Origin of the sequence: Pseudohaliea rubra DSM 19751, assembly GCF_000764025.1 — a bacterium.
GTDB classification, from domain to species: Bacteria; Pseudomonadota; Gammaproteobacteria; order Pseudomonadales; family Halieaceae; genus Pseudohaliea; species Pseudohaliea rubra.
The window spans coordinates 76235-102461 of record NZ_KN234751.1 but is presented as its reverse complement, the minus strand read 5'-3'; the positions used below and the strand labels follow the sequence as shown (position 1 = coordinate 102461).

General features: G+C 68.3%; 24 protein-coding genes. 14 read left to right on the top strand and 10 right to left on the bottom strand.

The genetic code is table 11. The annotated features are described in order from the left end of the window. On the bottom strand, positions 1-563 hold a 563-nt coding region (locus tag HRUBRA_RS15370), incomplete at its 3' end, for a 4'-phosphopantetheinyl transferase family protein (protein ID WP_161787597.1). A 97-nt stretch (positions 564-660) separates the two neighbouring features. Between HRUBRA_RS15370 and HRUBRA_RS15365 the strand changes: the two genes are divergently transcribed. The 5 genes from HRUBRA_RS15365 (at position 661) to HRUBRA_RS04555 (ending at position 5731) form a co-directional block, all read left to right on the top strand. Next, entirely contained in the window at positions 661-1542 is an 882-nt protein-coding gene (locus tag HRUBRA_RS15365; protein WP_161787596.1) for a hypothetical protein, read from the top strand. Next, positions 1539-2501, top strand: coding sequence for a diacylglycerol/lipid kinase family protein (locus tag HRUBRA_RS04570; RefSeq protein ID WP_052094385.1), 963 nt, complete (start codon positions 1539-1541; stop codon positions 2499-2501). Before HRUBRA_RS15365 ends, HRUBRA_RS04570 begins: the two co-directional genes overlap by 4 nt. Continuing rightward, complete coding sequence (locus HRUBRA_RS04565) at positions 2498-3436, top strand: phosphatidate cytidylyltransferase (RefSeq protein ID WP_035514911.1); 939 nt, start codon at positions 2498-2500, stop codon at positions 3434-3436. Before HRUBRA_RS04570 ends, HRUBRA_RS04565 begins: the two co-directional genes overlap by 4 nt. Beyond that, positions 3436-4719 carry an O-antigen ligase family protein gene (locus HRUBRA_RS04560; RefSeq protein ID WP_035514908.1) on the top strand — a complete coding sequence of 428 codons (1284 nt, stop codon included), beginning with the start codon at positions 3436-3438 and terminating at the stop codon, positions 4717-4719. The genes HRUBRA_RS04565 and HRUBRA_RS04560 overlap by 1 nt, the downstream gene beginning before the upstream one ends. A gap of 67 nt (positions 4720-4786) precedes the next feature. Continuing rightward, a complete protein-coding gene (locus HRUBRA_RS04555; protein WP_035514906.1) occupies positions 4787-5731 on the top strand; it encodes a hypothetical protein in 945 nt (314 codons plus the stop codon). A gap of 42 nt (positions 5732-5773) precedes the next feature. Here HRUBRA_RS04555 and HRUBRA_RS04550 read toward each other — a convergent pair whose 3' ends face one another. Next, entirely contained in the window at positions 5774-6874 is a 1101-nt protein-coding gene (locus HRUBRA_RS04550; RefSeq protein WP_052094383.1) for a mitochondrial fission ELM1 family protein, read from the bottom strand. A gap of 105 nt (positions 6875-6979) precedes the next feature. Here HRUBRA_RS04550 and HRUBRA_RS04545 point away from each other — a divergent pair, with 105 nt between their 5' ends. Next, positions 6980-7867, top strand: a complete 888-nt coding sequence (locus HRUBRA_RS04545; protein ID WP_035514904.1) for a glycosyltransferase family protein — start codon at positions 6980-6982, stop codon at positions 7865-7867. A 442-nt stretch (positions 7868-8309) separates the two neighbouring features. On the opposite strand, the gene HRUBRA_RS04540 is transcribed toward HRUBRA_RS04545, so the two are convergent. Further along, positions 8310-9248 (bottom strand): sulfotransferase domain-containing protein, encoded by a 939-nt coding sequence (locus HRUBRA_RS04540; protein WP_035514903.1) that lies wholly within the window; start codon positions 9246-9248, stop codon positions 8310-8312. Further along, the gene (locus tag HRUBRA_RS04535) at positions 9245-10168 is read right to left on the bottom strand and encodes a sulfotransferase domain-containing protein (protein WP_035514901.1); all 924 of its coding nucleotides are present in this window, start codon (positions 10166-10168) and stop codon (positions 9245-9247) included. Before HRUBRA_RS04535 ends, HRUBRA_RS04540 begins: the two co-directional genes overlap by 4 nt. Before the next feature lie 138 nt (positions 10169-10306). Between HRUBRA_RS04535 and HRUBRA_RS04530 the strand changes: the two genes are divergently transcribed. After that, the gene (locus HRUBRA_RS04530; protein ID WP_052094382.1) at positions 10307-10942 is read left to right on the top strand and encodes a 2OG-Fe(II) oxygenase; all 636 of its coding nucleotides are present in this window, start codon (positions 10307-10309) and stop codon (positions 10940-10942) included. A 461-nt stretch (positions 10943-11403) separates the two neighbouring features. On the opposite strand, the gene HRUBRA_RS04525 is transcribed toward HRUBRA_RS04530, so the two are convergent. Then, on the bottom strand, positions 11404-12525 hold the full coding sequence (locus HRUBRA_RS04525) for a mitochondrial fission ELM1 family protein (RefSeq protein WP_052094381.1): 1122 nt from the start codon (positions 12523-12525) through the stop codon (positions 11404-11406). Between the two features lie 3 nt (positions 12526-12528). After that, positions 12529-13470: a sulfotransferase domain-containing protein gene (locus tag HRUBRA_RS04520; protein WP_035514899.1), complete on the bottom strand. Its 942-nt coding sequence runs from the start codon at positions 13468-13470 to the stop codon at positions 12529-12531. Between the two features lie 143 nt (positions 13471-13613). On the opposite strand from HRUBRA_RS04520, the gene lptF reads away from it, so the two are divergent. The 3 genes from lptF to HRUBRA_RS04505 are packed head-to-tail and all read left to right on the top strand — an operon-like array spanning position 13614 to position 17511. Beyond that, positions 13614-14690, top strand: a complete 1077-nt coding sequence (gene lptF, locus HRUBRA_RS04515) for an LPS export ABC transporter permease LptF (protein WP_035514897.1) — start codon at positions 13614-13616, stop codon at positions 14688-14690. Further along, positions 14687-15760 (top strand): LPS export ABC transporter permease LptG, encoded by a 1074-nt coding sequence (lptG, locus tag HRUBRA_RS04510; RefSeq protein ID WP_035514895.1) that lies wholly within the window; start codon positions 14687-14689, stop codon positions 15758-15760. The genes lptF and lptG overlap by 4 nt, the downstream gene beginning before the upstream one ends. Positions 15761-15795: 35 nt before the next feature. Continuing rightward, positions 15796-17511 (top strand): ABC transporter ATP-binding protein, encoded by a 1716-nt coding sequence (locus HRUBRA_RS04505; RefSeq protein WP_035514893.1) that lies wholly within the window; start codon positions 15796-15798, stop codon positions 17509-17511. Between the two features lie 109 nt (positions 17512-17620). On the opposite strand, the gene HRUBRA_RS04500 is transcribed toward HRUBRA_RS04505, so the two are convergent. Further along, positions 17621-18754 (bottom strand): ELM1/GtrOC1 family putative glycosyltransferase, encoded by a 1134-nt coding sequence (locus HRUBRA_RS04500; protein ID WP_035514891.1) that lies wholly within the window; start codon positions 18752-18754, stop codon positions 17621-17623. 87 nt (positions 18755-18841) lie between these two features. On the opposite strand from HRUBRA_RS04500, the gene HRUBRA_RS04495 reads away from it, so the two are divergent. From HRUBRA_RS04495 to HRUBRA_RS04480, 4 genes are read left to right on the top strand one after another with little or no spacing between them, the layout of a single operon-like run. Beyond that, positions 18842-19084: an acyl carrier protein gene (locus HRUBRA_RS04495; protein ID WP_035514889.1), complete on the top strand. Its 243-nt coding sequence runs from the start codon at positions 18842-18844 to the stop codon at positions 19082-19084. Between the two features lie 39 nt (positions 19085-19123). Beyond that, entirely contained in the window at positions 19124-20323 is a 1200-nt protein-coding gene (gene spt, locus HRUBRA_RS04490) for a serine palmitoyltransferase (RefSeq protein WP_201771533.1), read from the top strand. Continuing rightward, entirely contained in the window at positions 20323-21576 is a 1254-nt protein-coding gene (gene murA / locus HRUBRA_RS04485; RefSeq protein WP_035514887.1) for a UDP-N-acetylglucosamine 1-carboxyvinyltransferase, read from the top strand. The genes spt and murA overlap by 1 nt, the downstream gene beginning before the upstream one ends. 16 nt (positions 21577-21592) lie before the next feature. After that, a complete protein-coding gene (locus HRUBRA_RS04480; RefSeq protein WP_035514885.1) occupies positions 21593-22492 on the top strand; it encodes a metallophosphoesterase family protein in 900 nt (299 codons plus the stop codon). On the opposite strand, the gene HRUBRA_RS04475 is transcribed toward HRUBRA_RS04480, so the two are convergent. The 3 genes from HRUBRA_RS04475 to HRUBRA_RS04465 form a co-directional block, all read right to left on the bottom strand. Beyond that, the gene (locus HRUBRA_RS04475) at positions 22476-23816 is read right to left on the bottom strand and encodes an omega-aminotransferase AptA (protein ID WP_035514883.1); all 1341 of its coding nucleotides are present in this window, start codon (positions 23814-23816) and stop codon (positions 22476-22478) included. The two genes, HRUBRA_RS04480 and HRUBRA_RS04475, sit on opposite strands and share 17 nt — an antisense overlap. A 95-nt stretch (positions 23817-23911) precedes the next feature. Beyond that, positions 23912-24691, bottom strand: a complete 780-nt coding sequence (locus HRUBRA_RS04470) for a nucleotidyltransferase family protein (RefSeq protein WP_035514944.1) — start codon at positions 24689-24691, stop codon at positions 23912-23914. A gap of 32 nt (positions 24692-24723) precedes the next feature. Next, positions 24724-25863, bottom strand: a complete 1140-nt coding sequence (locus HRUBRA_RS04465; RefSeq protein ID WP_201771532.1) for a hypothetical protein — start codon at positions 25861-25863, stop codon at positions 24724-24726. Between the last annotated feature and the right edge of the window lie 364 nt (positions 25864-26227).

Genomic DNA, 26227 nt, shown 5'->3' with positions numbered 1-26227 from the left:
CGGGGACTGCCAAGCACCCGGGCCAGGCTGCCGCCCCGCGCCTTCACCCAGGCCTCGGTCAGGGTCCAGCGGTCGCGAAAGCGCGCGGCGGCCTCCGCCGCCGGCAGCGCGGCCATAAGCTCCGCCTCCGCCGGCCCGAAACAGCGCGTGGCCAGCCGTACCAGGTCCCGCACCGGCTGCGCACCCTCGAGATCGATACCGAGGCCCATGGCCGGCGTCGACGCCGGCAGCGCCAGCCAGGCCAGGGCGGCCCAATCACCGCTGTGACTGAGGTTGAAGCAGAGCTGCGGCGCGCCGGCGACGGCGGGTTTACCGCTGGCGCCACGCTCGAAGCGCAGGGCGCTGGGGGCCACAGCGAGCACCCGCGCAAGCTCGATCCGCGCGAGGCCCCGGGCCAGCAGCATCGCCCGTCGCCGCGGCGGAGGCAGACGGTCCACCCGGTCACGGTCGGCGTCGTCGAGCACCGCGTAGTAACGCCGGGCCAGCGCCGCATCGAGGTCGCCGGCCCGGCCGAGTCGCACCTTGACGTCCATTGCTACCCCGGCAAGGAGAAAAGCGGGCATTATTACACTCCCCGGGGCGCAAGACAGGTTCAGCGGAAGCGATCGCGCCCGCGCTGTGATACTTTCGTCGACCCAGGCGATCACAGTGATTTCGCGCATGTCCCGACTCCTGCCGGCTCTGCTCTGTCTGCTGGCGGCCTTCATGGCCCCGGCAGGGACGGCCTTTGAGCTGCCAGCCTGGCAGCAACTGGCCTTCGAGCAGCGCAACTTCTGGGCCACCGCCCGGGGCGAACTCAGCCTGAAGCATGGTGTGGCGCCGCTGTTCCCCGAGAGCGAAGCGGCCCCCTTCCTGCGCCTGGAGGTCCAGAACACCGTCGGCAGCACCATCGAGTCCATCGTCGTTGACCTGAATGCCGGCGATGCCGCCAGCATCGGCCGCTGGCGCCTGAGCCGCGGCCGCGATCAGCGTCTGAAAACCCATCAGTACCTGCCGGACCTCATCAAGCGCCAGCGCCGGGAGCCCGCCGCAGACGGCAGCGGCCCCGGGGGCGGTGTCGGGCAAAGCGGCTGGGTAACGAGCGGGCCCGGCGAGGTTGAGCTGCCGCCGGAGGCTGCGGGCCGGGTGATCATTGCACCGCACGCCCTGTTCCTGCTCCTGCCGGCACTCCTCGAGGATCCGTCCCGGGCCGAGGGCTACCTGGTTCACACAGACCTCAATTTTTACCGCCTCGTGGCCAGCCCCGGGGCTACGGAAACGATGCGAGCTGACTTCCGCCTTGACGAGGGCCGGGTCGAAGGGCGGCGCAGCACCCGCACCCTGGAGCTGCGCACCGAGCCCCTCACCGGGAACCCGGAGGGGCAGGACTTCGAACTCATGGGGCTGTCCGGCCCCATCGTGTTCTTCGTCGACCGTGCGACGGGACTACCCCTGCGCGTTCGCGGTGAAGCGCCCCGCATCGGCGGCGCCGAGCTCAATCTGGTCGAGGCCCTCTCGCGTCCGGCGCCGGCGAGGACAGCGCCGGCCGCCGCGATACCATGAGGGACGGCGGTGCGGGGATCGGCATCATCAGCAACCCCGCCAGCGGCCACAACCGGGACCACTTCCCCGCCCTGCGCCGGGAGCTGGAGCGCTGCCCGGGCGCCCTGCATCGGGTGACCGGCAGCCCCGGCGATGTGCCGGCGGTGCTTGAGGAGTTTGCCGGCGCCGGCGTGGAGCTGCTGGTGATCAACGGTGGCGACGGCACCGCCGCCGCCGTCCTCGGCCAGCTCCTTGAGCGCTCTCCCTTCGCCCGGCTGCCGCTGGTCACACTGCTGCCCGCCGGCACCGCAAACATGAACGCCGGCGATGTCGGCGTCCGCGGCAGCCTGCGCCGCGCCGTCAGCCGCTTCCGGCGCTGGGCGGAAGACCCCTCGCGGCCGGCGGAACGGCTGCAGCGACGGCTGCTGCGGGTGAGCATCGACGATGAGCCCGCGGCGCACTACGGGATGTTTCTCGGTGCCGGGGCCGTGGTGCACGGCACCGAGTACGCGCACCGGGAAATCCACGCCCGCGGCCTGCGCGACGATTTCAGCCTGTTCCTCGGCACACTGCGCACGGCCTGGGGAGTCGTCCGCGGCGAAGAGGCCTTCACCCGGCCCACGCGCCTGGGCCTGACCCTCGACGGGCGCGCCGCCGGCGAGGCGGACGCACTCATCCTCGCCGTCTCCACGCTGGAGCGCCTTGCCTTCGGCATGCGACCGTTCTGGGGCCGGGGGCCCGGGCCGCTGCGGCTGACCCTCATTGAACAGCACGCGGCGCGTTTCCTGCCCACGTTCCTCTCCATTATTGCCGGCCGGCCCTCACGGCGGGCGCGCGCAGACGCCGGCTACCACAGCCACAACGCGCAGCAGCTCGAACTGGCCCTGGCCGGGGACCTGAACCTCGACGGCGAGCTGCTCACCGTACGCCGCTGCGCCCTGATCGAGGCGAGCGCAGCGCTCGTTTTCCTGCGGCCGTGAGCCCCTGGCCGGAGGTCGCCGGACCCTCGCCGGCAGAAGAGCCTGCCCTGGCAGCACTGCTCGCACGACTGCGCGCCGAGCACCGGGACGCGGTCCAGGCGGTGCTGCTCTACGGGTCCTGCCTGCGCAGCGGCGATCTCTTCGACGGCCTGGTGGACCTTTATCTTGTCGTCGACAGCTACCGGGATGCCTACGGCGCGGGCTGGCTGGCGCTGGCAAACCGCCTGCTGCCGCCGAACGTTTTCTATGCCCAGTGCGAGGTCGACGGCCGGGTCCTGCGCAGCAAGGTGACGGTAGTCTCACTGGCGGACTTCCGCCGCGGCTGCAGCCGGCGCTGGTACCAGTCTTACCTCTGGGGTCGCTTCAGCCAGCCCGTGCGCATCATCCACGCCCGCAACGACGCCGTAGCCGGCGCAGTGTCAGAAGCCTTCCGCCGGGCGGCGACCACACTGCTGACCCGGGCCCTGCCGGCACTCCCGGCCAGCGGCACGCTGGCAGACCTTTGGGAGCAGGCCCTGGCTCTCAGCTATGGCACGGAGCTGCGCACGGAGCGCCCCGGACGGGCCCGGGAACTCGTGAGCGCCGCCCTGCCCTTCTACGCGGCGGTGACGCAGCTGGTGGCCCCGGACCTGCCCCACACACTGTCCCTCAGCGACAGCGGCGAACGCTGTCGCTACCGGGCGACGGTGGCAGCAGGTCAGCGCCGCCTGGCGCCGGTAGCCTGGGGTCTGCGCCGCCTGCAGGGCAAGAGCCTCTCCGTGGCCCGCCTGGTGAAGGCTCTTTTCACCTTCTCCGGAGGCCTCGATTACATCGCCTGGAAGCTGGAGCGACATTCCGGCGAGCCCATCGAGATACCCCCGCGGGTGCGCCGGCATCCGCTGCTGTTCAGCTGGGGGTTTTTCTGGCGCCTGTACCGCCGGGGGGTCTTCCGCTAGTGTCCACGGTCATCGCGGAGCAGCGGGACGCCATGGGCACGGCGGGCCTGTATCTCTTTGCTTTTTCGGCCTGGTCCCTGCGGCCCCTCGCCGTTGTCGGCTGCCTGCTCATGCTCTGGGCCCTGTGGGCGGACCGGGCTGCCTGCTGGCCCCGGCTCCGCCGCGATCCGCTGACCTGGGTCCTGCTGGCGATCGCCGGCTACGCCGTTGTCTACGCGCCCGTGGCGGCCCTGGGCGGTCCGGACGCCTGGGAGCAGCAGGTCAAGCACGCGGCGCGGGTGGCCTACTACGCCGGGGTGATCCCCGTCGCCTGGTACCTGCGCGGCGACGAGGGGCGAATCCTCCGGACCTGGCTGATCGCCTCCGCGGGCTTCCTCCTCACCCGTCTCTTTTTCATCGGTGAGCTCGACAACCTGGACGGCCCCTGGTGGGAAGCCCGCCTGGGGCTGGGGCTGGAGCCGATTTCCTTCGCCTATTACGCGGGCACGGTGCTTCTCGCCCTTCTTGTCTTTGCGGGGCGGTGTCTGCGCTTCCTGAACGGGCGCCGCCTTGTACTGGCCATCGCCGCCCTGGTGGTGCTGGCCACGCTGCTGTTCGAAGGCGTCGTGCTGTCCCAAACGCGCGCAGCCTGGCTCGCGCTCCTGCCGCTATTACTGCTCGTCGGCGCCGTCGGCATCGCCCGCGCGCTACGCACCCGGGATGTAAGAGCCCTCGTCGCCCTGAAGGCAGCGGTTGTGCTTGCCGCCGGCGTGCTGCTGCTGGCGCTGCCCATGATCGGTGAGCGCCTGGCGATGGAGCAGCACACGCTGGCAGCGCTACAGGCGGGCGATTTCGACCGCATCGCCACCGGCGACGCCCGGGGGCACCCCAACAGCATCGGCACCCGGGTCGTCATGCTCCGGGAGGGCCTCGCCCGCTGGCGCGAGGCGCCGCTTTTCGGCCACGGTCCCGCAGCCGCCAAGCTTACGCTGCGTGACAGCGACGTCTTCCTGCTGTCGCGCTTCAATGACTATCACAACGTGCAGCTCGATATCCTGGTGCGCTACGGCGCGGTGGGTCTCGGCCTGTTCACGGCGGCCCTGCTGCTGACTCTCGGCGGCTTCTACCGCGGCTGGCGCACCGGCGCTCTCAGCGGCGACACGATGCTCTTCCTGGGCTGCGTCATGGCCCTCCTCCTCGCAAGCACGCTCACCAACGTGCGCCTTCTGAACTGGGACTTCCGCTACTGGGTTTTCCTGGTCGCCGGGCCCATGGCCAGCTACCGGTACTATTGCCGCCCGTAACCTCCCACATAGAAAACGGCTGCGCCTTGCTTTATGCTCGCCGCCAGACAGCTACCCCGGAGTCCTCATGAAAGCCGGCGTCTTCATCCAGACCAACCACAAGCAGCTCACCGGCGCCATCGTCGCCGAGCATGCGCTGCGCCGCTATTCATCGAATAACGACAAGTTCGATGTCACCATCATGGACCTGGGCGACTACCCCTTCTTTGCCGAGCACGAAGGCAGGGAATACCTGCGCGACGGCGTGCACCGGGTCTGGCTCAACGACGACCTGCAGTCTTTCACCCCCACCCGCTTCCTGCCGCCGAAGCTCATGGGCTATGAGGGCCGCGCCGTGGTCATTGACCCGGACATCTTCGCCGCCGCCGACATCTGGGAGCTCCTCTCCCGCGACATGCACGGCAAGGCGATCATGTGCCGCATGCGCTCAGGCCCGAAGGGCCTCGTCGACAAGTGCATGGCCTCGAGCGTGATGCTGCTGGACTGCGCGAAGCTGACGCACTGGGACCCGGAGAGCACCTTCCGAAAGATGTTCACCTTCGAGCAGGACTACCAGCCCTGGATCTGCCTGAAGGATGAGCCCCGGGACAGCATTGATTTCTTCGAGGCCGAGTGGAACGACTTCGACAAGTTCACGACCGGGACAAAAATGCTGCACACCACCCGCCGCCGCACGCAGCCCTGGAAGACAGGCCTGCCGACGGACTGGCGCCCCGCGGAGCGCTTCCGTCTGTTCCCGCCGGCAGCATGGATTCTTCGCGCCCGGCGCAAACTGTTCGGGGAATACGCCTTCCTTGGCAACTACAAGCAGCACCCGGACCGGAACCAGGAGCAGTTCTTCTTCGGCCTGCTGAAGGAGTGTCTCGCCGAGGGCAAGCTCAGCGAAGACTTCCTGCGCGAGGAAATGGCAAAGAACCACGTGCGCCATGACGCCTTCGAGGTTCTCGCGCGCACCCCGGACCTGCCCCCGGCGCCCACGCACCCCTTGGCGGGCTTATCGCAGGCGGCCTGAGCCGCGGCAGCAGAAGCGCCGCTTGCGCCATGCGGCGCGCGTTCAGCCCCCCTGAAACAGGGCGCGCACCGCCGCCGCCGAGGCAGCCAGCTCCGCGGCGCAGACCCCGTCATTGGCGGCAACGGCGGCTGGAAGCGGCGCCGAAGCAGACGCCTCGTCCAGCCACTGTGCTGCCCCCGAGGCCACCAGCGCCGCCTGGATACAGCCGATATCCCGGCGCATGCGCTGCGGAGCAAAGCGCATGGCAAGGCGATGACTCAGGGGCTTGTAGCGCCAGCCGTGGGGCAGGCGCCACCAGGGCGTTGCGCCGTCGCCGGGGTCGAAGATGTAGACCGGCCGCCCCCGGGTCTGCGCCTCCGCCAGCATCGACATGGATTCGCCGGAAACCACAAACGCATCTGCCAGAGCGAGGGCACCCCGATAGGGGTTCTGCCCCTCGCCCCAGTGGTGAACCAGCCCCGGCCTGCGAAGCTCGCCGGCGAGGGCGTCGAGGGCCGCCGGCGGGGTTCGCGGGCTGCCCATAACCAGTAGTGATCCCTCATTCGTCGCCGCGAGGCGTTCTGCCAGAGCACCGAGGCGCTGCCCCTTTGCAGCGGTGTAGACGTATTTTCCGCTGTCGCCTCCCACGAGGACGGCAATCCAGGGCCGCGGCAGCGACGCCAGCTGCGGCGCCAGTGCCTCGCCGGCGGCTGCGAGGGCCTCGGCCCCGAGATCGCAGAGCGGCAGGGTGTTGTGGCGGATATTCGGCGCAGCGGGCAGGAAATACTGGGGCGTGGTAACGACCAGGTCCCAGCTGCCGGGGGGCGCCCAGGGGCGGCCCAGGTGCACGAGCCGCGTGGCGCCGCCGCTCTGGCGGCGAAGCCAGCGCGCCACCGGTTCGTTGCGCCGGCCGGCCGTCAACACCAGCTCCGGCCAGGGGGGCTCAAGCCTCGACGAGGCGCCGCGGTCGATCCCCGCCAGGGTGACACCCAGGGCAAGGTGCGGCAGCAGCTCCCAGGGGTGCGCCACGATATGGCGCTCCTCCCAGGGCCAGCCGAGGGCGCCGGCCAGCGCCATCACCTGCGCGTTGTCGCCGGCCTTGCGGCCAAGGAGGCACCAGGTGCGCGGGGCGCGCCGGGGCGGCGTTTGCAGCAGGTCGTTCATGAATCGTCCGGGCCGGGGTCAGGAATATTGCCAGCGGGCGTCGTTCAAGTACGCAGCTGGCGCGCGTAAACTAGCACGATCGCGACCGCAACGGGGCAGGCCACCGTGAAACCGACCGTTTTCATCCACACTAATCACAAGCAGATGCTCGGCGCCCTCGTCAGCCGTCACTCGCTGAAGAAGCGCTCTGCGAACCCGGATGCCTTCGACGTACGCTTCATCGAGGTGAAGGACTTCCCTTGCATGGCTGAGCGCGAGGGCGACCTTTACCTGCGCGACGGCGACAAGCGCCCGTGGCTCAACGACGACCTGCAGTCCTTCACCCCACTGCGCTTCGCACCGCCCGGCCTCATGAACTACGAAGGCCGTGCCGTGGTCATGGACCCGGATATCTTCGCCGTCGGCGACATCAACGAGTTGCTGAACCGCGACATGGACGACAAGGCCATCGTCTGTCGCCCCAAGGCCGGCGCCAAGGCCCGCAAGGGCGCCTGGGCCTCGAGCGTCATGCTCCTCGACTGTGCCAGGCTCACGCACTGGGAGTTCGAGCGCGAGTTCAACGAGATGTTCATCCCCGCAAAGCGCGACTACATGGACTGGGTCTCGCTGAAGCTCGAGAACCCCGCCACTATCGGTCTCCTCGAAAGCGGCTGGAATGACTTCGATCACCTCGACGAGCACACGAAGCTGCTGCACAACACCAAGCGCAAGACCCAGCCCTGGAAGACGGGCCTGCCCATCGACTACCGGCCGGCGGACACGTTCCAGCTGTTCCCGCCCCGGCACTGGCTGCGCCGCGCCCGCCGCGTCCTCTTCGGCGACTACAAGTTCGCCGGCCGCTACGCGAAGCACCCGGACCCGGCGCAGGAGCGGTTCTTCTTCGATCTGGTGCGCGAGTGCATGGAGGACGGCGTGATCACGGAGGACCAGCTGCGCGACGAGATCCGGCAGGGGCATGTGCGGGAGGATGCGCTGCAGCTGGTGGGGGCCTGAATCAAGGGCCGTTTTCGACCGGTGGTGGCGCCGTCGCGCCCAGAGCGCCGGTCGGGACAAGCTACAAGCACGTCCCTGTGCACTCGACGCGGGCCATCCCTGGCCCGCGACGGTCCCGACCGGCCCTCCGGGCGCGACGGCTTCGCTCCGACCGTTTCGGCCAGCCCGACCGGACTGCTCGTTGAGAGTTCATAAGGCGGCATGACTGATCCTCACTATCTGGACCAGTGAGCTACAGCGCATTAGCGTTGGAGCGAAGCCGAGGGTCCCGGAAGATTGACCGGGACCGTCGCCGGCCAGGGACGGCCGGCGTCGAGCGCACATGGATGTGCTTGTAGCGTGTCCCGGTCAATCTTCCGGGAGCTTCGGCGCCACCCATGCCCATGGAGCTTACGGCGTAAAGCATTCATCCCTGTCCAGGGACAAATGAACATCCCGCCGATCAATGATACCCGTACAGCGGATCCAGAGACTCGGCCAGCTGCCGATCGATGGCCTCGGCTTCCTCGTCGCTGAAGTAGTCTCGATAGCCGCCGACCTTGGCGCGGCGGACCTTGTAGGAATCCGGGTTGTCCTTGTCGCGGGCGCGCATGCGGCCGGCGAAGCGGAAGGTGTCCGAGCTTTCCATCTTCTTCATGTTCTCGAAGGACGCATGCTCGATGGCCGACGCCTGTTCCTCGGGGGTGGCTTCCACGCCCATGAAGGCGACGAGCTTTGCCAGCTCGCCCTGCGGGTCCACGCGCAGATCCTCGTAGCGCAGGAGGTGAAAACGCTGGATGTGCTCGCGCTCGGCGGCCCAGGTGTTCAGGTAGTCGACCACCGCGCGCAGGCTGCCGCCGTCGTTATCGCCGGTGACGAAATCGTAGACGCTGATGTCGTCATCGCGCGAAGGGTAGTTGTTGAGGACGACCTTGTTCGGCTTCAGGCGGAACCTCCACTGGAAGAACTGCGAGACCGCCACGTCACGCGGGTCCCGGGCCATGAGCACCACCGGCTTGTCGTAGAACGGCGCCTTGCTGCCGGGCTCGCCCGTGTAGTCCTTGATGTAGTTGTCGTGGGTAAAGAAGATCTTTGGCACGGCCGCGTTCATGGAGTGGAAGTTGTCGAAGCCGAGAAGTGCGTTTTCGGGCAGGTCGTGGCGGATCCGGAAGAGCTGCGACAGCATCACCCTGAGCCAGGTGCGGCCGCTCTTGCCGAAGGAGACGATGACGATATCCGCCTCGCGCAGGCGGGCGAGCTGCTCCCGGCCACGCAGCCGTCGCTCCTCGGCGATCAGCTCGGCCTGCGGCCGGTTGCGGTTGCGCCAGTTGAGGAGGCGCCGTGCCGCCTTTTTGCGCAGCGTGTTGGCCGCGTGGCGCAGCTGCTGCAGGGCGTACTTCATGCCGGCGCCTGCTCCGGCACTTGCCCGTAGCCAAACTGCGGGTCGAGCTTCGCCACCATGGCGTCGAGCACCGCGCACTGTGCGTCGTCGAAGTGCTCCCGATAGCCGCCGACCTTGGCCTTGCGTACCTTGAAGGAGGCCGGGTTATCCTTGTCGCCGGGCTTCACCCGGGCGCCGGAGCCCTTGAAGTACTGCTCCTGCTCCATCTTCTTCATGTTGTCGTAGGCGGCGAACTGCACCGCCTCGGCCACCTGCGCCTCACTCACGGCGGTGCCGGTGAAGTCGAGAATGCGCTTGAGCACCGCACCGGGGTCGGCACGCATGTCCTCGTAGCGCACCACCAGCAGGTCATCGAGCTGATCCCGGGAAGCAGCCCAGTCGTTGAAGTAGTCGACGATGCGCGGCACACCCACCGCCGGGTCCTGCACAAACTGCCAGACGTCGACGTCACTGCCGTCGGCCGGGTAGTCGTTGATGAACTTCTTGCGCGGGCGCATGCGGTACTGCCATTGGAAGAACTGCGATACCGCGACGTCCCGCGGATCGCGCACCAGCAGCACCATGCGCCGGCCGGCAAAATGCGCCTTGCTCTGCCAGTTGCCCGTGTAGTCGCGCAGGTAGTTATTGTGGGTGAAGAAGACCGCCGGCAGCTGCCGGTGCTGCGCTTTGAGATTGTCGAAGTCGAGGAGTTCGCTCGCCGGCAGGTTGCCCAGCTGCGTGTAGGCCCGGGACAGCATGACCCGCAGCCAGGTGCGGCCGCTTTTGCCCCAGCTCATGAGCACCCAGTCGGCGCGCTGGAGCTTCTTGTACTCCTCGCGGCCGCGCAGCCAGCGCTCCAGGGCCTTGCGCCGGGCGGCGGGCAGCCAGCGTAGCAGCGAGAGTATGACGAAGCGTGCGGCGACGCGAGCCTTGTCGGCCATGCGGTGCGGGCCTTCGGAATGCGGTTGGTAAGAGGATCGCGATCATACCCGATTAGCCGCCCCGCCGCAGCCGGGCGGCATTTTTCACGTTTCCTCCGGGCAACCCGACCCTGCCGCCGGGCGGCGCCAGGGAGTATCATGCAGCCCATGAATTACGCCAACCTTGAAGCGCTGCGCGCCGCGCCCCTGTCGACAGACCCGTTCCCGTTTCTTGTGGCCCCGGGCTTTCTGTCACCGGAAGGTCTCGCGGCAGTAAACGCAGACTATCCGGTCATCGATTCCGCAGCGAACCACGCCCTCGAGGACCTCAGCTACGGACCGGCTTTCGCCCGCTTGGTCGAAGATCTCGAAAGTGAAGCCTTCGCCCGCGTCCTCGGCGAGCGCTTCACCATGGCCCTCGCCGGCCTGCCATCCACGATCACGGTGCGCAAGTTCTGTGAGCGCACCGATGGCAATATCCATACGGATCACAAGAGCAAGATCATTACGGTGCTGGTGTATTTCAACGAGCACTGGGACAGCACGGACGGCCAGCTGCGCATGCTGCGCGGCAAGGGCGATATCGAAGACTACGCCGCCGAGGTGCCGCCCCTTGGCGGCACGCTCCTGGCCTTCAAGCGCACGCCCCACTCCTGGCACGGCCACACCCGCTTCGTCGGCGAACGCCGCATGCTCCAGCTCAACTACCTCGACCGAAGCCCTCTCGCCATCGCCACGCAGCGCATGGCCCGCGCCGGCACCCACTTCGCCAAGAACGTCCTGGGGGTGCGGTAGGTCTCTCGCTACAACGGCCCTGCGCTTCAGTTGACGTCGTGGCTTGGCAGTTCTGCGTTGACGATGGAGGCTTGGAGGTTCTGATTTGGCGGTGGTGGCGCCGCCACCGCCGGGAAACCCTGGCGGAACCGCTACAAGCACATCCATGTGCGCTCGACGCGGGCCATCCATGGCCCGCGACGTTCCGCCAGGGTTTCCCGGCGCCGTCGGCTTAACGACAGACTTAGGTGATCGTAGCTACGCAAGTGGGCCCGAGTCGTTGGGACTTGACTAAAGCCAGGGGCAGCACCCTTTCCACGGAGGTAAGTTGGTGTTGTAGCGGTCGAAATGAAGCCGGCGGGCCGGGGGAGGCCCTCCCGGACCGTCGGCGGCCATGGATGGCCGACGTCGAGCGCACATGGATGTGCTTGTAGCGTGTCCGGGAGAGCCTCCCCCGGATCGCAGGCGCCACCCGCACCCGCCTACGAAGCCGCAGAAGAACCCTCTGGAAACAACGCCCGAACCCGCGCTACCGCCACCGAGAGGTCATCCGGCAACTCGCCGGCAGGCTCCACCAGTGGCTGGCCGGCCCACACCGCCAGCCCATGGTCGATCAACAAGCGGTGGAACGCCTGGAAATCCCGCGTGGAGGAGAAGAGCTTGAAATAGTCGACCCGGTAGATCGCCCGGGCCAGGCGCTGGCGCCAGCGGTCGGCGGGGGTGGTGCAGCGGGGATTGTTGAGCCAGCTGGCGAAACCGCGGCGCCAGAGATCCGGGGCGCCGAAGCGGCCTGCGGGGAGCGGGAAGATGGCCAGGGGCCTGCGCAGCCGGGCGACCTCCACCTGCATCGAGATACTGTCGCCGGTGACCACGAAGGCATCGGCGCTGCCGAGGAGTGCGCGGTAGGGGTTGTCGGCCGGGGGGGCCTCGGCGGACCACGTGAACAGGCGGGCCTGCGGGGGCAGGTCGCGCTCGAGGACCGCGACCACGTCGGCGGTCGTGCGCCGGCTGGTCGTGATCCAGGGGGTGCCGCCGTCGGCGACCACGCGCTTCGCCTCAGCGACCAGGCCGTGGGCGACGCGCTCGTCCATGACGAAGGGGTTGGTCTCGCCGCCAACCAGGAACGCGACCAGCGGCCGCGGCAGGTCGGCAAAGCGCGGCGCCCAGGCCACGGCCGCCTCGCGGACCGCGTCTTCAGCCACCTGCATGAACGGCAGGGCCGTGACCAGCACGTTGGGCAGCGGCGGCATCTGGTTCTCGCCGCTGGCGATCACCAGGTCGAAGTCCTCGAGGAGGCCCGAAGGCTTGCCGACCAGGGCGATCTTCGTGCGACCGCCGCTCTGCGCCTTGACCCAGAGCGCGGCCATGGAGGGGCGACGGCCCACCGTAAGAATAAGCTCCGGCCAGGGCGCTGCGAGAGCATCGGAGCGCGAAAGGTCGAGGTGGTCCAGGGTGGGCCGGTAGCGGGGCTTGCCGTAGACCCACTGCGGCAGCGGCTGCACGAAGCGGTGCTCTACCGGCCAGCCGAGGGCATCGACGATTGTTTCCACCTGGCCGTTGTCACCCCGTTTGTCGCCGAGGATGACCCAGGTGCGCGGCGCCATGGCTCAGCCCTGGCCGGCGGCGCTGCCGTAGCCGAGCGCGGGATCGCTGCGGGCGTCGAGGAGGGCCTCGAGCTCTGCGACCTGCCCGGGGGGAAAGTCCTCGCGATAGCCGCCGACCTTGCCGCGCCGGACCTTGTAGGTCGTCGGGTCACCGGCATTCACCAGCTTCATGCCGCCCTGGCTGAAGGTGCCGCTGGTCTCCAGCTTGCGCAGATTGTCGAAGGAACCCCAGTCCACCGCTTCGCGGATTTCCTCATCACTGAAGATCTCACCGACGTGGGCGAGGACCCGGCCGAGGGTTTCCACGGGTTCGGCGCGCAGGTCTTCGTAGCGTATCAGGAGGCCCTGCGGCAGCGCGCGCACGTTGCGGGCCCAGCCGTTCTCGTAGTCGATAAGGAATTCAAGGCCGATGTCCGAGTGACGCACGAAGTCCCAGAGTTCGACGCTGCGGCGGTCGATGGGATGGTCGATACTGGCGTTGATGAGTTCCTGCTTGGCCCGGGACTGGCGCTTGGTGAACTGGTGGTACCAGGACACGGCGATGTCGATCGGATGGCGGGCAAGGAAAACCACAGGCTTGTGCCGCAGCGGGTTGTCCGGTGCGCCTTCGGCAAGCAACCTGCCCACCTCGCCCTCGTAGCTGTAGCAGCCGTTGGTGGCGGCCAGCCGCGGGATCTCCGGGATCTTGCGGGCAAACTCGTCGGTGTTGATGAGCTTTGATTCCGGCAGGTTATAGCGCAGCTGGTACAGCCGGCTGATCATCGCCTTGAGCCAGGTGTTGCCGCTTTTCGGGTGTCCGATGATCAGAAAGTTGGCCCGGTGGGCCTTGGAGAGCTCCAGCTGCGCGAGGTACTTCCGCCGTAGAGCGACCCGCGCGCCGGCGGGCAGCAATTCCGTGGGGGCAATGATCAGCGCCTTCTTGACGCCGTCGCTCAGGTTCAGCATGACGATTCTCGGCCCGGGGGCCGTCAGAGCGGCCGGAAAAGCCGCGAATTATGCGCCATGGGGCCGCCCTTCGCCACCGGCGAGCCTGTTAAATAAGACCGCGCGGCGCCCGCGGGGACGCGGATCGGGCTACAATCGCCGCCATGATCATCGAGCGCTACCTGAGCCGGGAGATCCTGCACCCCTTCGGCCTCGGCCTGGGGCTGCTGGTGCTCGTGTTCGTGGGCTACTCGCTGGCGCAGCAGCTCACGCTGGCCGCCGCCGGCCAGTTCGACCTGCTCACCGCCGGCCGGCTGGTGCTGCTGCGCACCCTCGTGGTACTCGAGGTGCTGCTGCCCTCGGCGCTGTTTTTTTCCGTGCTCGCGGGCCTTGGACGGCTCTACCGCGACGGCGAGATGAGCGCCCTGTATGCCGCGGGCGTCAGCCGGGGCCGGATCCTCGCGGCGGTGTTCGGCCTCGGCCTGGTCATCTCCGCGGTAACCGGCCTGATCTCTGTCGAAGGGCGACCCTGGGCCTACCGGGAGAGCTACCGGCTGCAGGCACAGGCCGCGGCCGAGTTCGACCTGAAGAAGATGGCTACCGGCGAGTTCGTCACCATGGGCGAAAGCGACTACACCTTCATTGCTGATGATCTCGACCTCGAACGCGGCCTGCACAAGGCCGTCTTCCTGCAAAAGCCTCACGAAGACGGCGCCCGGGCCGAGCTCATCTACGCGGCCAGCGCCGCCCTGCCCACCCTGAACCCCAGCGAACCGCTTACCGCCACCTTCTACGATGGCTACCATTACCTGCTGGACAATCGGGAGCAGCTGGATGTGACCATGAACTTCGGCACGCTCACCATCCGCCTGCCGGGGACCGAGGCGCAGGAGCGCTATCGTCGCAAGGCCGAGCCCACGGAAGCCTTGCGCCGCTCCGATCGCCCCAAGGACATCGCCGAGTACCAGTGGCGTATCACCACGCCCCTGGCCACGGTGCTCCTCGCCCTCATCGCCGTGCCCCTGGCACGCTCGGCGCCGCGGGAATCGCGCACGCGCAGCTTCCTGGTCGCCATCGCCGCCTATGTCTGCCTGTTCGCGATCACCAGCGCCGTGCGCACGGGCATGGAGCAGGGCACAGTGCCGGACATGCCCGGGCTCTGGGGCACCTATGGGGTCTTTGCGCTGATCCTGCTGGTTATGCTCCGCCCACCGCGGCTGCGCCGGCGCCGGCGCCCATGAGCATCCTCACCCGCTACATCACTGCAGCGCTCCTGCGCGGCTGGTTCATCACCTTCCTGGTGGTGGCCGCCGTGTTCGGGCTGCTGGCCTTTATCGACGAACTCGACGCGGCCCACGGTGATTACGGCGCGGTGGCTGTCGCACGGTTCACGCTCATGGTGCTGCCGCAGCAGCTGCTCTCCCTGGCGCCGGTTATCCTGCTTCTGGGCACGATCATCGCCCTGGCGGGACTGCAGAAGGGGTCCGAGCTCACGGTGATCAGCTGCGCCGGCGTGCCCATCAGCCGCCTGCTGCTCGCCATCGCCGTGCCCACCGGCGTCGTTACCCTGCTGCTGTGGGTAGGCATGGAGACCGTGACCGCGCCCCTGCACCAGCGAGCCGAGGCCCTGCGCCTGGCGCTGCGCTATAACAACCCGCACACCCTCCCCGCCGGCGGCGTCTGGTCCAAAAGCGGCCGCCGCTATATCCACCTGGGTACCATGCGCGACGAGCGCGTACCGGCAAACATCGCGCTTTACGAGTTTGACGCCGAGGGACGTCTTGAGCGCGCCATCCACGCCGCCACAGCGACCGTTGGCGACGACCGGCAGTGGCGCTTCGAGTCAGTGCAGGAAAAACGCCTCGAGGGTGGACAGCTGGTCACCCGCCGCCTCGACAGCCTGGCGATAGACAACCTCTGGGCCCGGCGCGAACTGCCGGTGCTATCCCTGTCGCCGGAGAGCATGCGCCTGTCGGTGCTCTATGGCTACGGCACCTACCTCGCCGCCAACGCCCGCGATGCGCGCAGCTATCTGAACACGTTCTGGCAGCGCCTGGCGCTGCCGCTCACTGCCGCCGCCATGGTGCTCCTCGCGACACCGATCAGTGCCCAGCTCGGGTCGCGGCGCGGCAGCGCTGTGGGCGTCAACCTGGCCATCGGCGCGCTCATCGGCATCAGCTTCTACCTCGGGTCGCAGATCATCTTCGCCCTGGGCACGCTGCTCGGCCTGCCGCCGCTGCTGGTGGCCCTGCTGCCCGCGCTGGCCACCGCTGCCTGCGCCGCCCTGCTGCTGAAGCGCATGCACTGGTAGACTGACGCCCCCGCCCAGCAAGGACCCGCCTCACCATGCGCCTGATGCTCAGCTTTTTCCGCAGCTACCGCGGCCCCACGCTGCTTATGCTGCTGGCGCTGCTGCTTTCGGGGCTCGCCGAGGGGGTGGGCCTGTCGGCGCTGCTACCGCTGCTGAACATCGCCCTGGGCAGCGGCCGCGTCACCGGGGAGGCCAGCGCACCGCCGTCCGGTTATGAACAGGTGGTGCTCGATGCCCTCGGCGGGCTCGGCATTGCCATCACCCTCGGCAACATGCTGCTGATCGTGCTCGCCGGTGTGTTCCTGAAGAGCCTCTTCCTCCTCGTTGCCCAGCGGCAGGTCGGCTACACCGCGGCACAGGTGGGCACGGACCTGCGTCTGCAAATGCTGCGCGCGGTATTGCGCAGCCGCTGGGAGTACTTTCTGCACCAGCCCGCGGGCAAGCTCACCAACGCCCTCGCGACGGAGGCGGAGCGCTCGTCCCAGTCTTTCGTGCATGGTGCAACGGCGATCACCTTTCTCATTCAGTCCCTCATCTACGGCAGCATCGCCTTCGCCCTGTCCTGGCGGGCGTCGCTGGTGGCCATCGTCGCCGGCGCCATCGTCATCGGCCTGTCTCATTTCCTCGTGCGTATCACCCGCCGCGCCGGCCGCAAGCAGACCCGCATGCTGACCTCCCTTGTGGGCAACCTCACGGACATCCTGCAGTCCGTGAAGCCCATCAAGGCCATGGCCCGGGAAGAGCGGGCGGACCAGGTGCTCGCCGAGGACACGCGGCAGCTGAACCGTGCACTGCGCCGCCAGGTCCTGGCCTCGGCCCTGCTCGACTCGGCACAGGAACTGATGTTCGCGATTTTCATCTGCCTGGGCATCTACGTGGCCCTTGAGGTCTACCAGATGGAACTGCCCAAGGTCATGGTCCTGGTCGTCGCCCTGGGGCGGGCCTTTTCCTTCCTCGGCAAGGTGCAGAAGCAGTATCAGAAGCTCATGCAGGGCGAAAGCGCCTACTGGGCCATGCTCGACAGCATCGCCGAGGCCAGTGGCGCGGCGGAGGCGAGCGGTGGCGCGGACCCGGCGCCCCTGGCCGAGGGTATTGCGTTTTCCGGCGTCGGCTTTGCCTACGACGAACGGCACCCGGTCTTCGACGGCCTGAACCTGGAGATTCCCGCCGGCTCCCTCACCACCCTCGTCGGGCCTTCCGGGACCGGGAAGACGACCCTCGTCGATCTCACCATCGGCCTGCTGCAACCGTCTTACGGCGAGGTCTGCATCGACGGCACCGCCCTGGCAACCCTCGATGCCCGGGCCTGGCGTCGACAGATCGGCTACGTGCCCCAGGACACGGTGCTCCTCCACGCGACCATCCTCCAGAACGTGACCCTCGACGATCCGGCCCTCAGTCGCGAAGATGCGGCGCAGGCGCTGCGCGACGCCGGCGCCTGGGAGTTCGTCACGGCGACGCCCCTGGGCATGGACACAGTCGTTGGCGAGCGCGGCGGCAAGTTGTCCGGCGGTCAGCGCCAGCGCATTGTCATCGCCCGCGCGCTGATCAACCGCCCGCGGCTGCTGATCCTGGACGAGGCCACCAGCGCCCTCGATCCGGCCAGCGAGCAGGCGGTGCGCCAGACCATGGAGCAGCTTAAGGGCCAGCTGACGATCCTCGCTATCTCCCACAACCGGGCCATGATCGACGCCGCGGACCGGGTCTACCGGTTGCAGGACGGGCGCGCGGAGCGCGACGGCCTGGCCTGACAACCGCACCTGGCGCACGCCCTGTGGCAGGTGCGTCCTCGCGCCGACGGGGGCCGGTAAACGGTCCTGAGAAAGGTCACGGTGAGGACGCGGGTCCCACAGCAAGCCATTACCGGCAGTCGTCGTTCCCGGGCGGAGCGGCCCCCACCAGTTCGCAGATGCGTACCACGGCCCGCTCGAGGTCCGGGGAACGCGCGGCCGCGCGCACACCGGGGGCGGCGACCACGGGCCCCACGTCTTCCAGCCACTCGGCGCGGCCTGCGTCTACGAGGGCGCGGTGTACCAGGGTGATGTCCCGGCTCAGCGGCTGCGGAAACCAGCGCATGAGCACACGGTAGAGCGCTGCGCCAGGGCGCCGATCGACGGAGCCGGCCGCCCCGCTGGCCGCGCCTGCGTCCCGGCGCATGCCGCCGAGGTCGAAGAGGGCCATGGGGCGGCCCGTGCCACAGGCCTCGGAGAGCATGGCGATGCTGTCGCCGGTCACCACGAAGGCATCGGCAAGGGCGAGAATACCGGCGTAGGGATTGTCCGGGGACGCGCCATAGCGGTGCAGGAAATGGGGGCAGGCATCCACACCGCCGCTGCCCGCCAGGCCCCGCTCCAGCACCTCGCTCACCGCCGGCCGGGTGCGGGCGCTGGTGGTCACCAGCAGCGAACCCCCGCAGTCCCGGGCCCGGGCCACCGCCCCCTCGAGGAGCCGCACCGCCGCACGCCGGCCGAGGGTATAGGGGCCGCTGTCGCCACCGACCAGTACGCCGATCCATGGCCGCGGCAGCGGTGCGAAGCGCGCCGCCCAGGTCTCGCCGGCACGCTGCAGCCGCTGACCCTCGAGCCCATGCACGGTCAGCGCATTGTGCAGGACCCGGGCATGTACCGGCACGCGATACTGGGGCGTGGTAACGAGCAGATCGAAATCATCGAGGCGCCCCCAGGGCTTGCCCACGTGGATGTAGCGCGTCGCGCCGCCGGAGGCGTTGCGAAGCCAGCGGCCGAGGGGCTCGTTGCGCACGCCGGCAGTGATCACCAGCCCGGGCCAGGGGGGAGCGAAAACACAGCGCGAACGGTGCTGCAGGCCGGCCAGGGACGTCTGCCGGAACAGGTGCGGCCAGACCGCCCAGCTGCGGTACCGCGGGGTGATTGTTTCCAGCGGCCAGTCGAGCGCCGCCGCGGCGGCCTCGGCGAGAGCGCGCACCTGCCCGCGCTCACCGGCCCGGTACGCGTCGATCAACCAAATGGCTGGCATTGGGGGAAGTCCATGGGTATAGTCGCCGGAATCTAGCGCCTGGGCGGCGCCTGCGCAACCCGCGCAACCCGCGCAAGGAGGACGGCCGTGGCCGATTACCAGAGCTGCCTCGCGTTCCTGTGTGAGCTTCTTCAGAAGTACAACCGGAAGCGCGTGATGATCAACGAGAACACGGGACTGGTCACTGACCTGGGCCTGAGCTCTCTCGAGGTCATGGAGGTAATCGAGCAGATCGAGGACCACTACGATATCTCGATACCGCTCAATATCCTGCCGGACGTCAATACGGTGGCGGACTTGGCCCGTAAAATCCGCGACATCAACTCCTGAGCCGCCCGGCGCCCTCAGCACCCGGGCGAGGGCAACACCATGCTTCTGGACAAATTCAAGGAAATGGCGGCGTTCCAGGCGGAGCTCCGTGACCGCAAGCTGAAGGCCTTCGGCGCCGTCACCGAAGAGCTTCTTTCCGCCACCGAGGGCGTCGTTGAGGGCCGCCGGGTCATCCTCGCGGGCACCAACAACTATCTCGGTCTGTCTGCGGACCCGCGCTGCATCGAGGCCGCCCGCGAGGCGACCAGCCGCTGGGGAACCGGGACCACCGGTTCACGCCTTGCCAACGGCAGCTTCAGCGAACACCAGGCTCTCGAAGCCGAACTGGCGGCTTTTTTCGGCGTCGGGCACGCCATCACCTTCTCCACCGGCTACGCGGCGACCATGGGCACCTGCGCCACTCTCGCGGGCCCCGGCGATGTCATCCTCCTCGACGCCGACAGCCACTCGAGTATCTACTCCGGGGTGAAACTCTCGGGCGCGGAGGTCATCCGCTACCGGCACAGCGACCCCGCCGACCTCGCCAAACGCCTGCGCCGTCTCGGCGACCGTGCCGCAAACACGCTCATCGTCGCCGAGGGCATCTACAGCATGCTCGGCGACATCGCACCGCTTCAGGAGATCGCCGACCTCAAACGGCAGTACGGCGCCATGCTGCTGGTTGACGAGGCCCACTCCTTGGGCGTGCTCGGCGAGCGCGGCCGCGGCGCCGCGGAGGCGGCTGGCGTTGAGGACGCGGTGGACTTCATCGTCGGCACCTTCTCCAAGAGCCTCGGTGGCATCGGAGGCTACTGCGTCAGCCAGCACGCGGAGCTCGAGGACGTACGCTACTGTATCCGCGCCTACATCTTTACCGCCTCGCCAACGCCTTCGGTGGTGGCCTCGACGCGTCGCGCTCTGCAGATCCTGCGCGACGAACCGGAACTGCGGGAGCAGCTCTGGGACAATGCCCGGCGCCTCTACGACGGGCTCAAGGCCCTCGGCCTCGCCGTCGGCCCGGCGCCGAGCCCGGTCGTGGCCGTCGAGTTCGAGGACCGGGAGGCAGCCATGGCGGCCTGGCAGCAGCTCTTCGACAACGGCGTATACGTCAACCTGGTCGTGCCGCCGGCCTCGCCGAGCACAAACTACCTGCTGCGCAACAGCATGAGCGCGGCACACACCGCGGAACAGGTGGACCGGATCATCGGCGCCTACCGCGACCTCATCGACGCGGGCCTCGTGACCCCCAGCGCCGCCTGATGGACCGACTCCTCGTTACCGGCAACGGCCCCCTCGCCGGCGAGGTGGCCATTGCCGGCGCCAAGAACGCCGCCTTGCCCGTTCTCGCCGCTGCGCTCCTCGGCAGCACGCCGCTCACGGTAAGCAACGTGCCCGCCGTCCGGGATATCGACACAGCCCTGCGGCTGTTGGAACTGCTCGGCTGCCGCATCGACCGGGATGGCAGCACGGTGCAGATCGACGCGGGCAGCGTGCACAGCGTGCGCGCTCCCTATGAGTTGGTGAAAACCATGCGCGGGGCCATTCTCTTTCTTGGCCCGCTGCTCGCCCGCTTCGGCAGCGCCGATGTCTCCCTCCCCGGCGGCTGCGCCATAGGCTCGCGGCCGGTGAACGAGCATATCGAGGGGCTGCGCGCCATGGGCGCGGAACTCCGTATCGACAGCGGCTATATCAAGGCCAAGGCCAGCCGGCTACGCGGCTGCCACTATGCGTTTGACGTGCCCTCGGTCACCGGTACGGAAAACCTGATGATGGCCGCGGCCCTCGCCGACGGCGAAACGGTGCTCGAGAATGCCGCCATGGAGCCGGAGATCGGCGACCTCGCACGCCTGCTCACGGCCATGGGCGCGCGCATACAGGGCGCCGGCTCCAGCGTTGTGCGCATCGAAGGGCGGCCGTCCCTCACCGGCGCCAGGCATCGGGTGCCGCCGGATCGCATCGAGACCGGCACCTTCCTCGCCGCAGCCGCCGCTACACGAGGCAGCGTTACGCTGCGCAATACCGACCCCTCCTTCCTGCAGCACGTGCTGGCCAAGCTGCAGGCCAGCGGCCTCGAACTCAGCTGGGGCGAAGACTGGATCACCCTCGATAGCGGCGGCCGCCGCTGTCGGGCGATGCACATCTCCACCGCGCCCTACCCGGGCTTTCCCACGGACCTGCAGGCGCAGTTCATGGCGGTAAATGCCCTGGCCGAGGGCAACGCCACGGTGGTGGAGAACATCTTCGAGAACCGCTTCATGCACGTGGCGGAGCTGAAGCGCATGGGCGCCGCCATCGACCTGCAGGGCAACACCGCCATCGTCCAGGGCCGAGAAGGGCTCCAGGGCGCCCCGGTGATGGCCACGGACCTCCGCGCCTCCGCCGGCCTGGTCATCGCGGCGCTGGCTGCCGACGGCGAGACCACCATCGACCGGGTCTACCACCTGGACCGCGGCTACGCCGGCATCGACGACAAGCTCGCATCCCTCGGCGGCATGATCCGCCGAATCCATTGACCGGCAAGCCGCGGCTGTGGCCCAGAACTTCATCCATCTCTCCGACCTGCACCTGACCTCCCTCGCCGGGGTGCAGGCACGGGAGCTGTTTTCAAAGCGTTTTCTCGGCTATCTCTCCTGGCGCCGCCGCCGGCGCCTCGAGCACCGGCGGGAGCGCCTCGATGCGCTGGTTGCCGACTTCGCCGGTGACGGTGAACCGGAGCTTGTGATCACCGGAGATCTCACCCACATCGGCCTGGAGCGTGAGTTCCAGGCTGCCGCCGAGTGGCTGGCGGCCCTGGCGCCACCATCGCGGGTCGCGCTGGTGCCGGGCAACCATGACGCCACCGTGCCCGCAAGCCTGGACTACCAGGCGCGCTACTGGGGGGCTTACCTCGCGGGGGACGACGGCCCCGGGTACCCCACGCTGCGGGTACGTGGCACCCTCGCCTTCATCGGTCTCAACAGCGCTGTGGCCACGGCGCCGGCGCTGGCCACCGGCCGCGTCGACGGGGCCCAGCTCGCCCGGCTGCCGGCGCTGCTCGCCGCTTGCCGGGAGCGCGGACTGTTCCGGGTGGTGTACCTGCACCACTGTCCCCTCGCGGGGGTAGACTCCCGGCGCAAGCATCTGGTGAATCATGCGGCGGTCGCCGGGACCCTCGCCGCAGGCGGTGCGGAACTTATCCTGCACGGCCACGGCCACCGGGATCAGCGGCACGAGCTGGAAACCATCGACGGCGTAGCCCCGGTCATGGCGGCGCCGTCGGCCTCTGCCGCGGGCCGCGGCGACAAGCCGGCAGCGACCTATCACCGCTTTGCGGTGACCCGGGGAAAGGCTGGCTGGGAACTGGCGATCACTACCCGCGGCTTTGCCGCCGGCGCGGAGACCGTGGCTACGCTGGCCGAAGAGAGCCGGACGCTCAGCCGTTCTCGCTGAGCGCCTCCCCCAGGGCCCCGACCAGCTGCTCGATCTCGTCCGGCTCGATCACAAAAGGCAGGCCGAGGGCGATGCAGTCGCCGCTATAGCGAACGTAATAGCCCTTCTCCCAGAGGCGCATGGCGATCTCGAAGGGGCGGCGGGTGGGGTCGCCGTTCTTCGGTGCCAGGGTAAGCGCCGCGGCGAAGCCATAGTTGCGGATGTCCAGCACGGCGGGCCTGCCCTTGAGGCCGTGGATCGCGTCCTCGAGCACTGGCGCCAGCGTGGCCACCCGCTCCGGCAGTTTCTCCTTCACCAGCAGGTCGAGCGCGGCAAGACCCGCCGCACACGCTACCGGGTGCCCGGAGTAGGTGTAGCCGTGGGCGAACTCCAGGGCGTGGTCGGGCAGGTCCTGACCCATGAAGGTGTCGTAAATTTCCTTGCTGGCAATCACCGCCCCCATGGGCACGGCACCGTTGGTCATCTGCTTGGCGACGTTCATGATGTCCGGCACCACGCCGTAGGCCTCCGCGCCGGTCATGGCGCCGCAGCGACCGAACCCGGTGATCACCTCGTCGAAGATCAGCAGGATGTCATGTGCCGTGCACAGCGCCCGCAGCCGCTCGAGATAACCCACCGGAGGCGGAAGCACGCCGGCAGAGCCGGCCATGGGCTCGACGATCACCGCGGCGATGTTGCTGGCGTCGTGCAGCGCGATGAGATCCGCCAGTTCGTCGGCAAGGTGCGCGCCGTGAGCGGGCATGCCGCGGGAAAAGGTGTTCTCCGGCAGCAGCGTATGCCGCAGGTGGTCTGCCTCCACAGCCTGGCCGAACATCTTGCGGTTGGCGCCGATGCCGCCGACGGAAATACCGCCGAAGTTCACGCCGTGATAGCCCTTGATGCGGCCGATGAGCCGGGTCTTCTCGGGCCGCCCCTTCGCCCGCCAGTAGGCCCGGGCCATCTTCAGGGAGGTATCGGCGGACTCGGAGCCGGAGTTGGTGAAGAAGACGTAGTCCAGCCCGGCGGGCGTGAGCCCCTTGAGCACGTTGGCGAGCTGGAAGGACAGGGGCTGGCCGAACTGGAACCCCGGCGAGTAATCGAGAGTCTTGAGCTGCCGGTAGACCGCCTCGGCGATCTCCGGCCGGTTGTGGCCCAGACCACAGGTCCAGAGCCCGGAGAGACCGTCGAGAATGCGCCTGCCCCTGTCGTCGATGTAATGGATGCCCTCGGCACCGACGATCATGCGCGGATCGTTCTTGAATTGGCGGTTGCCCGTGTAGGGCATCCAATGCGCTTCGAGATCCGCCCGGGTCAGGGCCGGGCGGGTGTTCGGTACCGAGGTCATGGGCGGCCCTCCCGCGGAGGTTTCGGCTGATAAGCCAAGCCTAGCGCAAGGCCGGGGCGAGAGACACTACTACTCCGGGGGGAGGCCCCGACGCCTCAGCGCGGGTCGTCGATGGTGGTCTTGACCAGGTCGAGATCGGCGATGGAATCAACGTCGATGGCGGCGTTGGCGTAGGGCAGCACCACTGCACGGATGCGCAGGCCGAGACGCTTGCCGAGTTTGGCAAGAGCCTCTTCCAGCGGCAGCAGGCCCAGGCGGTAGCGGATCACGGCCCACCAGCCCAGCATACTGATGACCCTGAGCGGTTTCTTGCGCTGCTGCTCGATACGGCGCCAGAAGTTGGCCACGCTGCGCCCCTCCGGCGTGAGAAAGGCAAAGAGGTTGCAACCACAGAACTCGCCGTCGCTGAAGCGCAGCACGGTTTTGCGGATGCCCGGGTAGGCCTCGAGGACCAGCGCGTGGGGCGCCAGGCCCACGGTCACATCAACGTCAGCGGCAAGGCTCTGCCGGGCAAAGGCATCGACGATCTCGGCAGTAAGTAAGGGATGATCAGCAGTGGTGAGGAGAACCGGCTCCTCTGCGGGAAGCTGCTGCATGACCTCGAAGGCGCTGGTGCTCGGAGAGAGCTGCGGCGGCTGCCACTCTACCGCGGCCCCCTCGAGGTACTCGACAAGCGCCGGTGCACGGTCCACCGCCTCGCGTTCCGGCCCGGCGAGCACCACCCGGCGGACTCCCCGGGCCTCGCCGAGGGCGCGCAGTACACGCAGGACCATCGGTTCGCCACCAAGGTCAAGCAGCGCCTTGGCACCGGCACCGGAGCGCTCTACCAGCGCATCGCTCTTGCTTCGGTCGCCGGCAAGGACGACGGCGGTCATGGGGTCTTGGCCTGGGTCGAAGGGCATGGGGCTCACAGATCCTTTTCATAGACGCGATAGCGCTTGTACGCTTCGCCGCCAATGGTTTCGATGATATTGCGCATACCGGCATTGTCCTCGAGGATCCAGCCCATCTCCACCGCTGTCACGCCGCGGCGATGCAGCGCCTTGCGCACAGCGTCGATAATCATGAAGGCGACGGTGGGGCCGAGGCGTGAATGCTGGTAGGCCCGGGTCACACCCATGAGAGGTACCCGGGCGCTCTTCACGCCGCTGACCTTGAGGCGCCAGAGGAATCGGAGCCAGCCGAAAGGCAGCAGCCGGCCGTCGAGATCCCGCGCCGCCTCGTTGAGGTTGGGCAGCGCAACGATGAAGGCGATGGGCTCGCCGTCGACCTCGGCAAACTGGATGTAGTCCGCCGGCAACAGCTTCGCCAGGGTCTTTACCGTATCCGCCCAGCCCGCAGGGTCCAGCGGCGCGAAACCCCAGTTGTTTACCCAGGCGTCGTCGAAGATCCAGCGCATGGTCTCCGTTTCGGCGTCCAGTGCGCCGCGACGGAGGCTGCGGATGCTGACCCGGCGCGAGGCGCGCTCGGCCAGCCGGCTCATTATCTTCGGCGCCGCAAAATCGGGCCGCGTGCGGTAGGCGAGGAGGTCTTTGACGCCCTCGAAGCCGGCCTCGCGCAGCGCCCCGTCGTACCAGGGCCTGCCGTGGCCCATGAGGACCACCGGAGGCGTGTCGAAGCCCTCTACCAGGAGCCCCACCTCCTCGTTGATGTGCAGATTGAGGGGCCCGCGGACCCGCGTCTTGCCCTCGGCACGCAGCCAGGCTGCGGCGGCCGCCACCAGCGGGGCGACCGCATCGGGACGGTCGGCCTCGAGCATGCCGAAATAGCCGAGCGCGGGGTCGCGCTCGAGGCTGTCAACCTGGGCAGTGATGCGGCCCACAGGACGCTCGCCCGCCAGCGCCAGCCAGCCCTGCCAGCGCGCATGGGCAGCGTAGGCACTGTCGGGCGCAAAGCGCTGGCGCTGTTCGACGGCGAGCGGCGCAATAAAACAGGGATCGTCGGCGTAGAGCTGCCGCGGCAGGTCAATGAAGCGATCGAGGTCGCGGCGACCCGCCAGGGGCACCACGGTCAGGGACCGGTTACCTGCCTGTGTCTGCGCGCTCACACCCGTCTCCCGCGTCGTCGAGGCGCCGAGTATACCCGCCAGCGTAGGGAATTGCCGCCGCCCCCGGAACTTTCCCGGCAGCCGTGCTGTCACATCCCCCTAGTGCGTTGCCACCCTCCCCCGCCGGCAACGCCAGAGGGGGCAGCCAGGCTGCCGGAGAAGTTCATGTAGAGCTTCCCTGGATCGAGATAGGTTATTGACTGGCTTGGTATTATTTCCTGTTTCCGCAGCTTGGCGGAATGCTAGTATGGCGGCCCGAGACGAAGTGTTATGACGTTGCGTTCCCGCGGGATCGCAGCGGCAGAGGGATATTGCAGCAGCACGTCCCGCCGGCGCGCGCATCATGGCGTCGCGAGACGAAGTC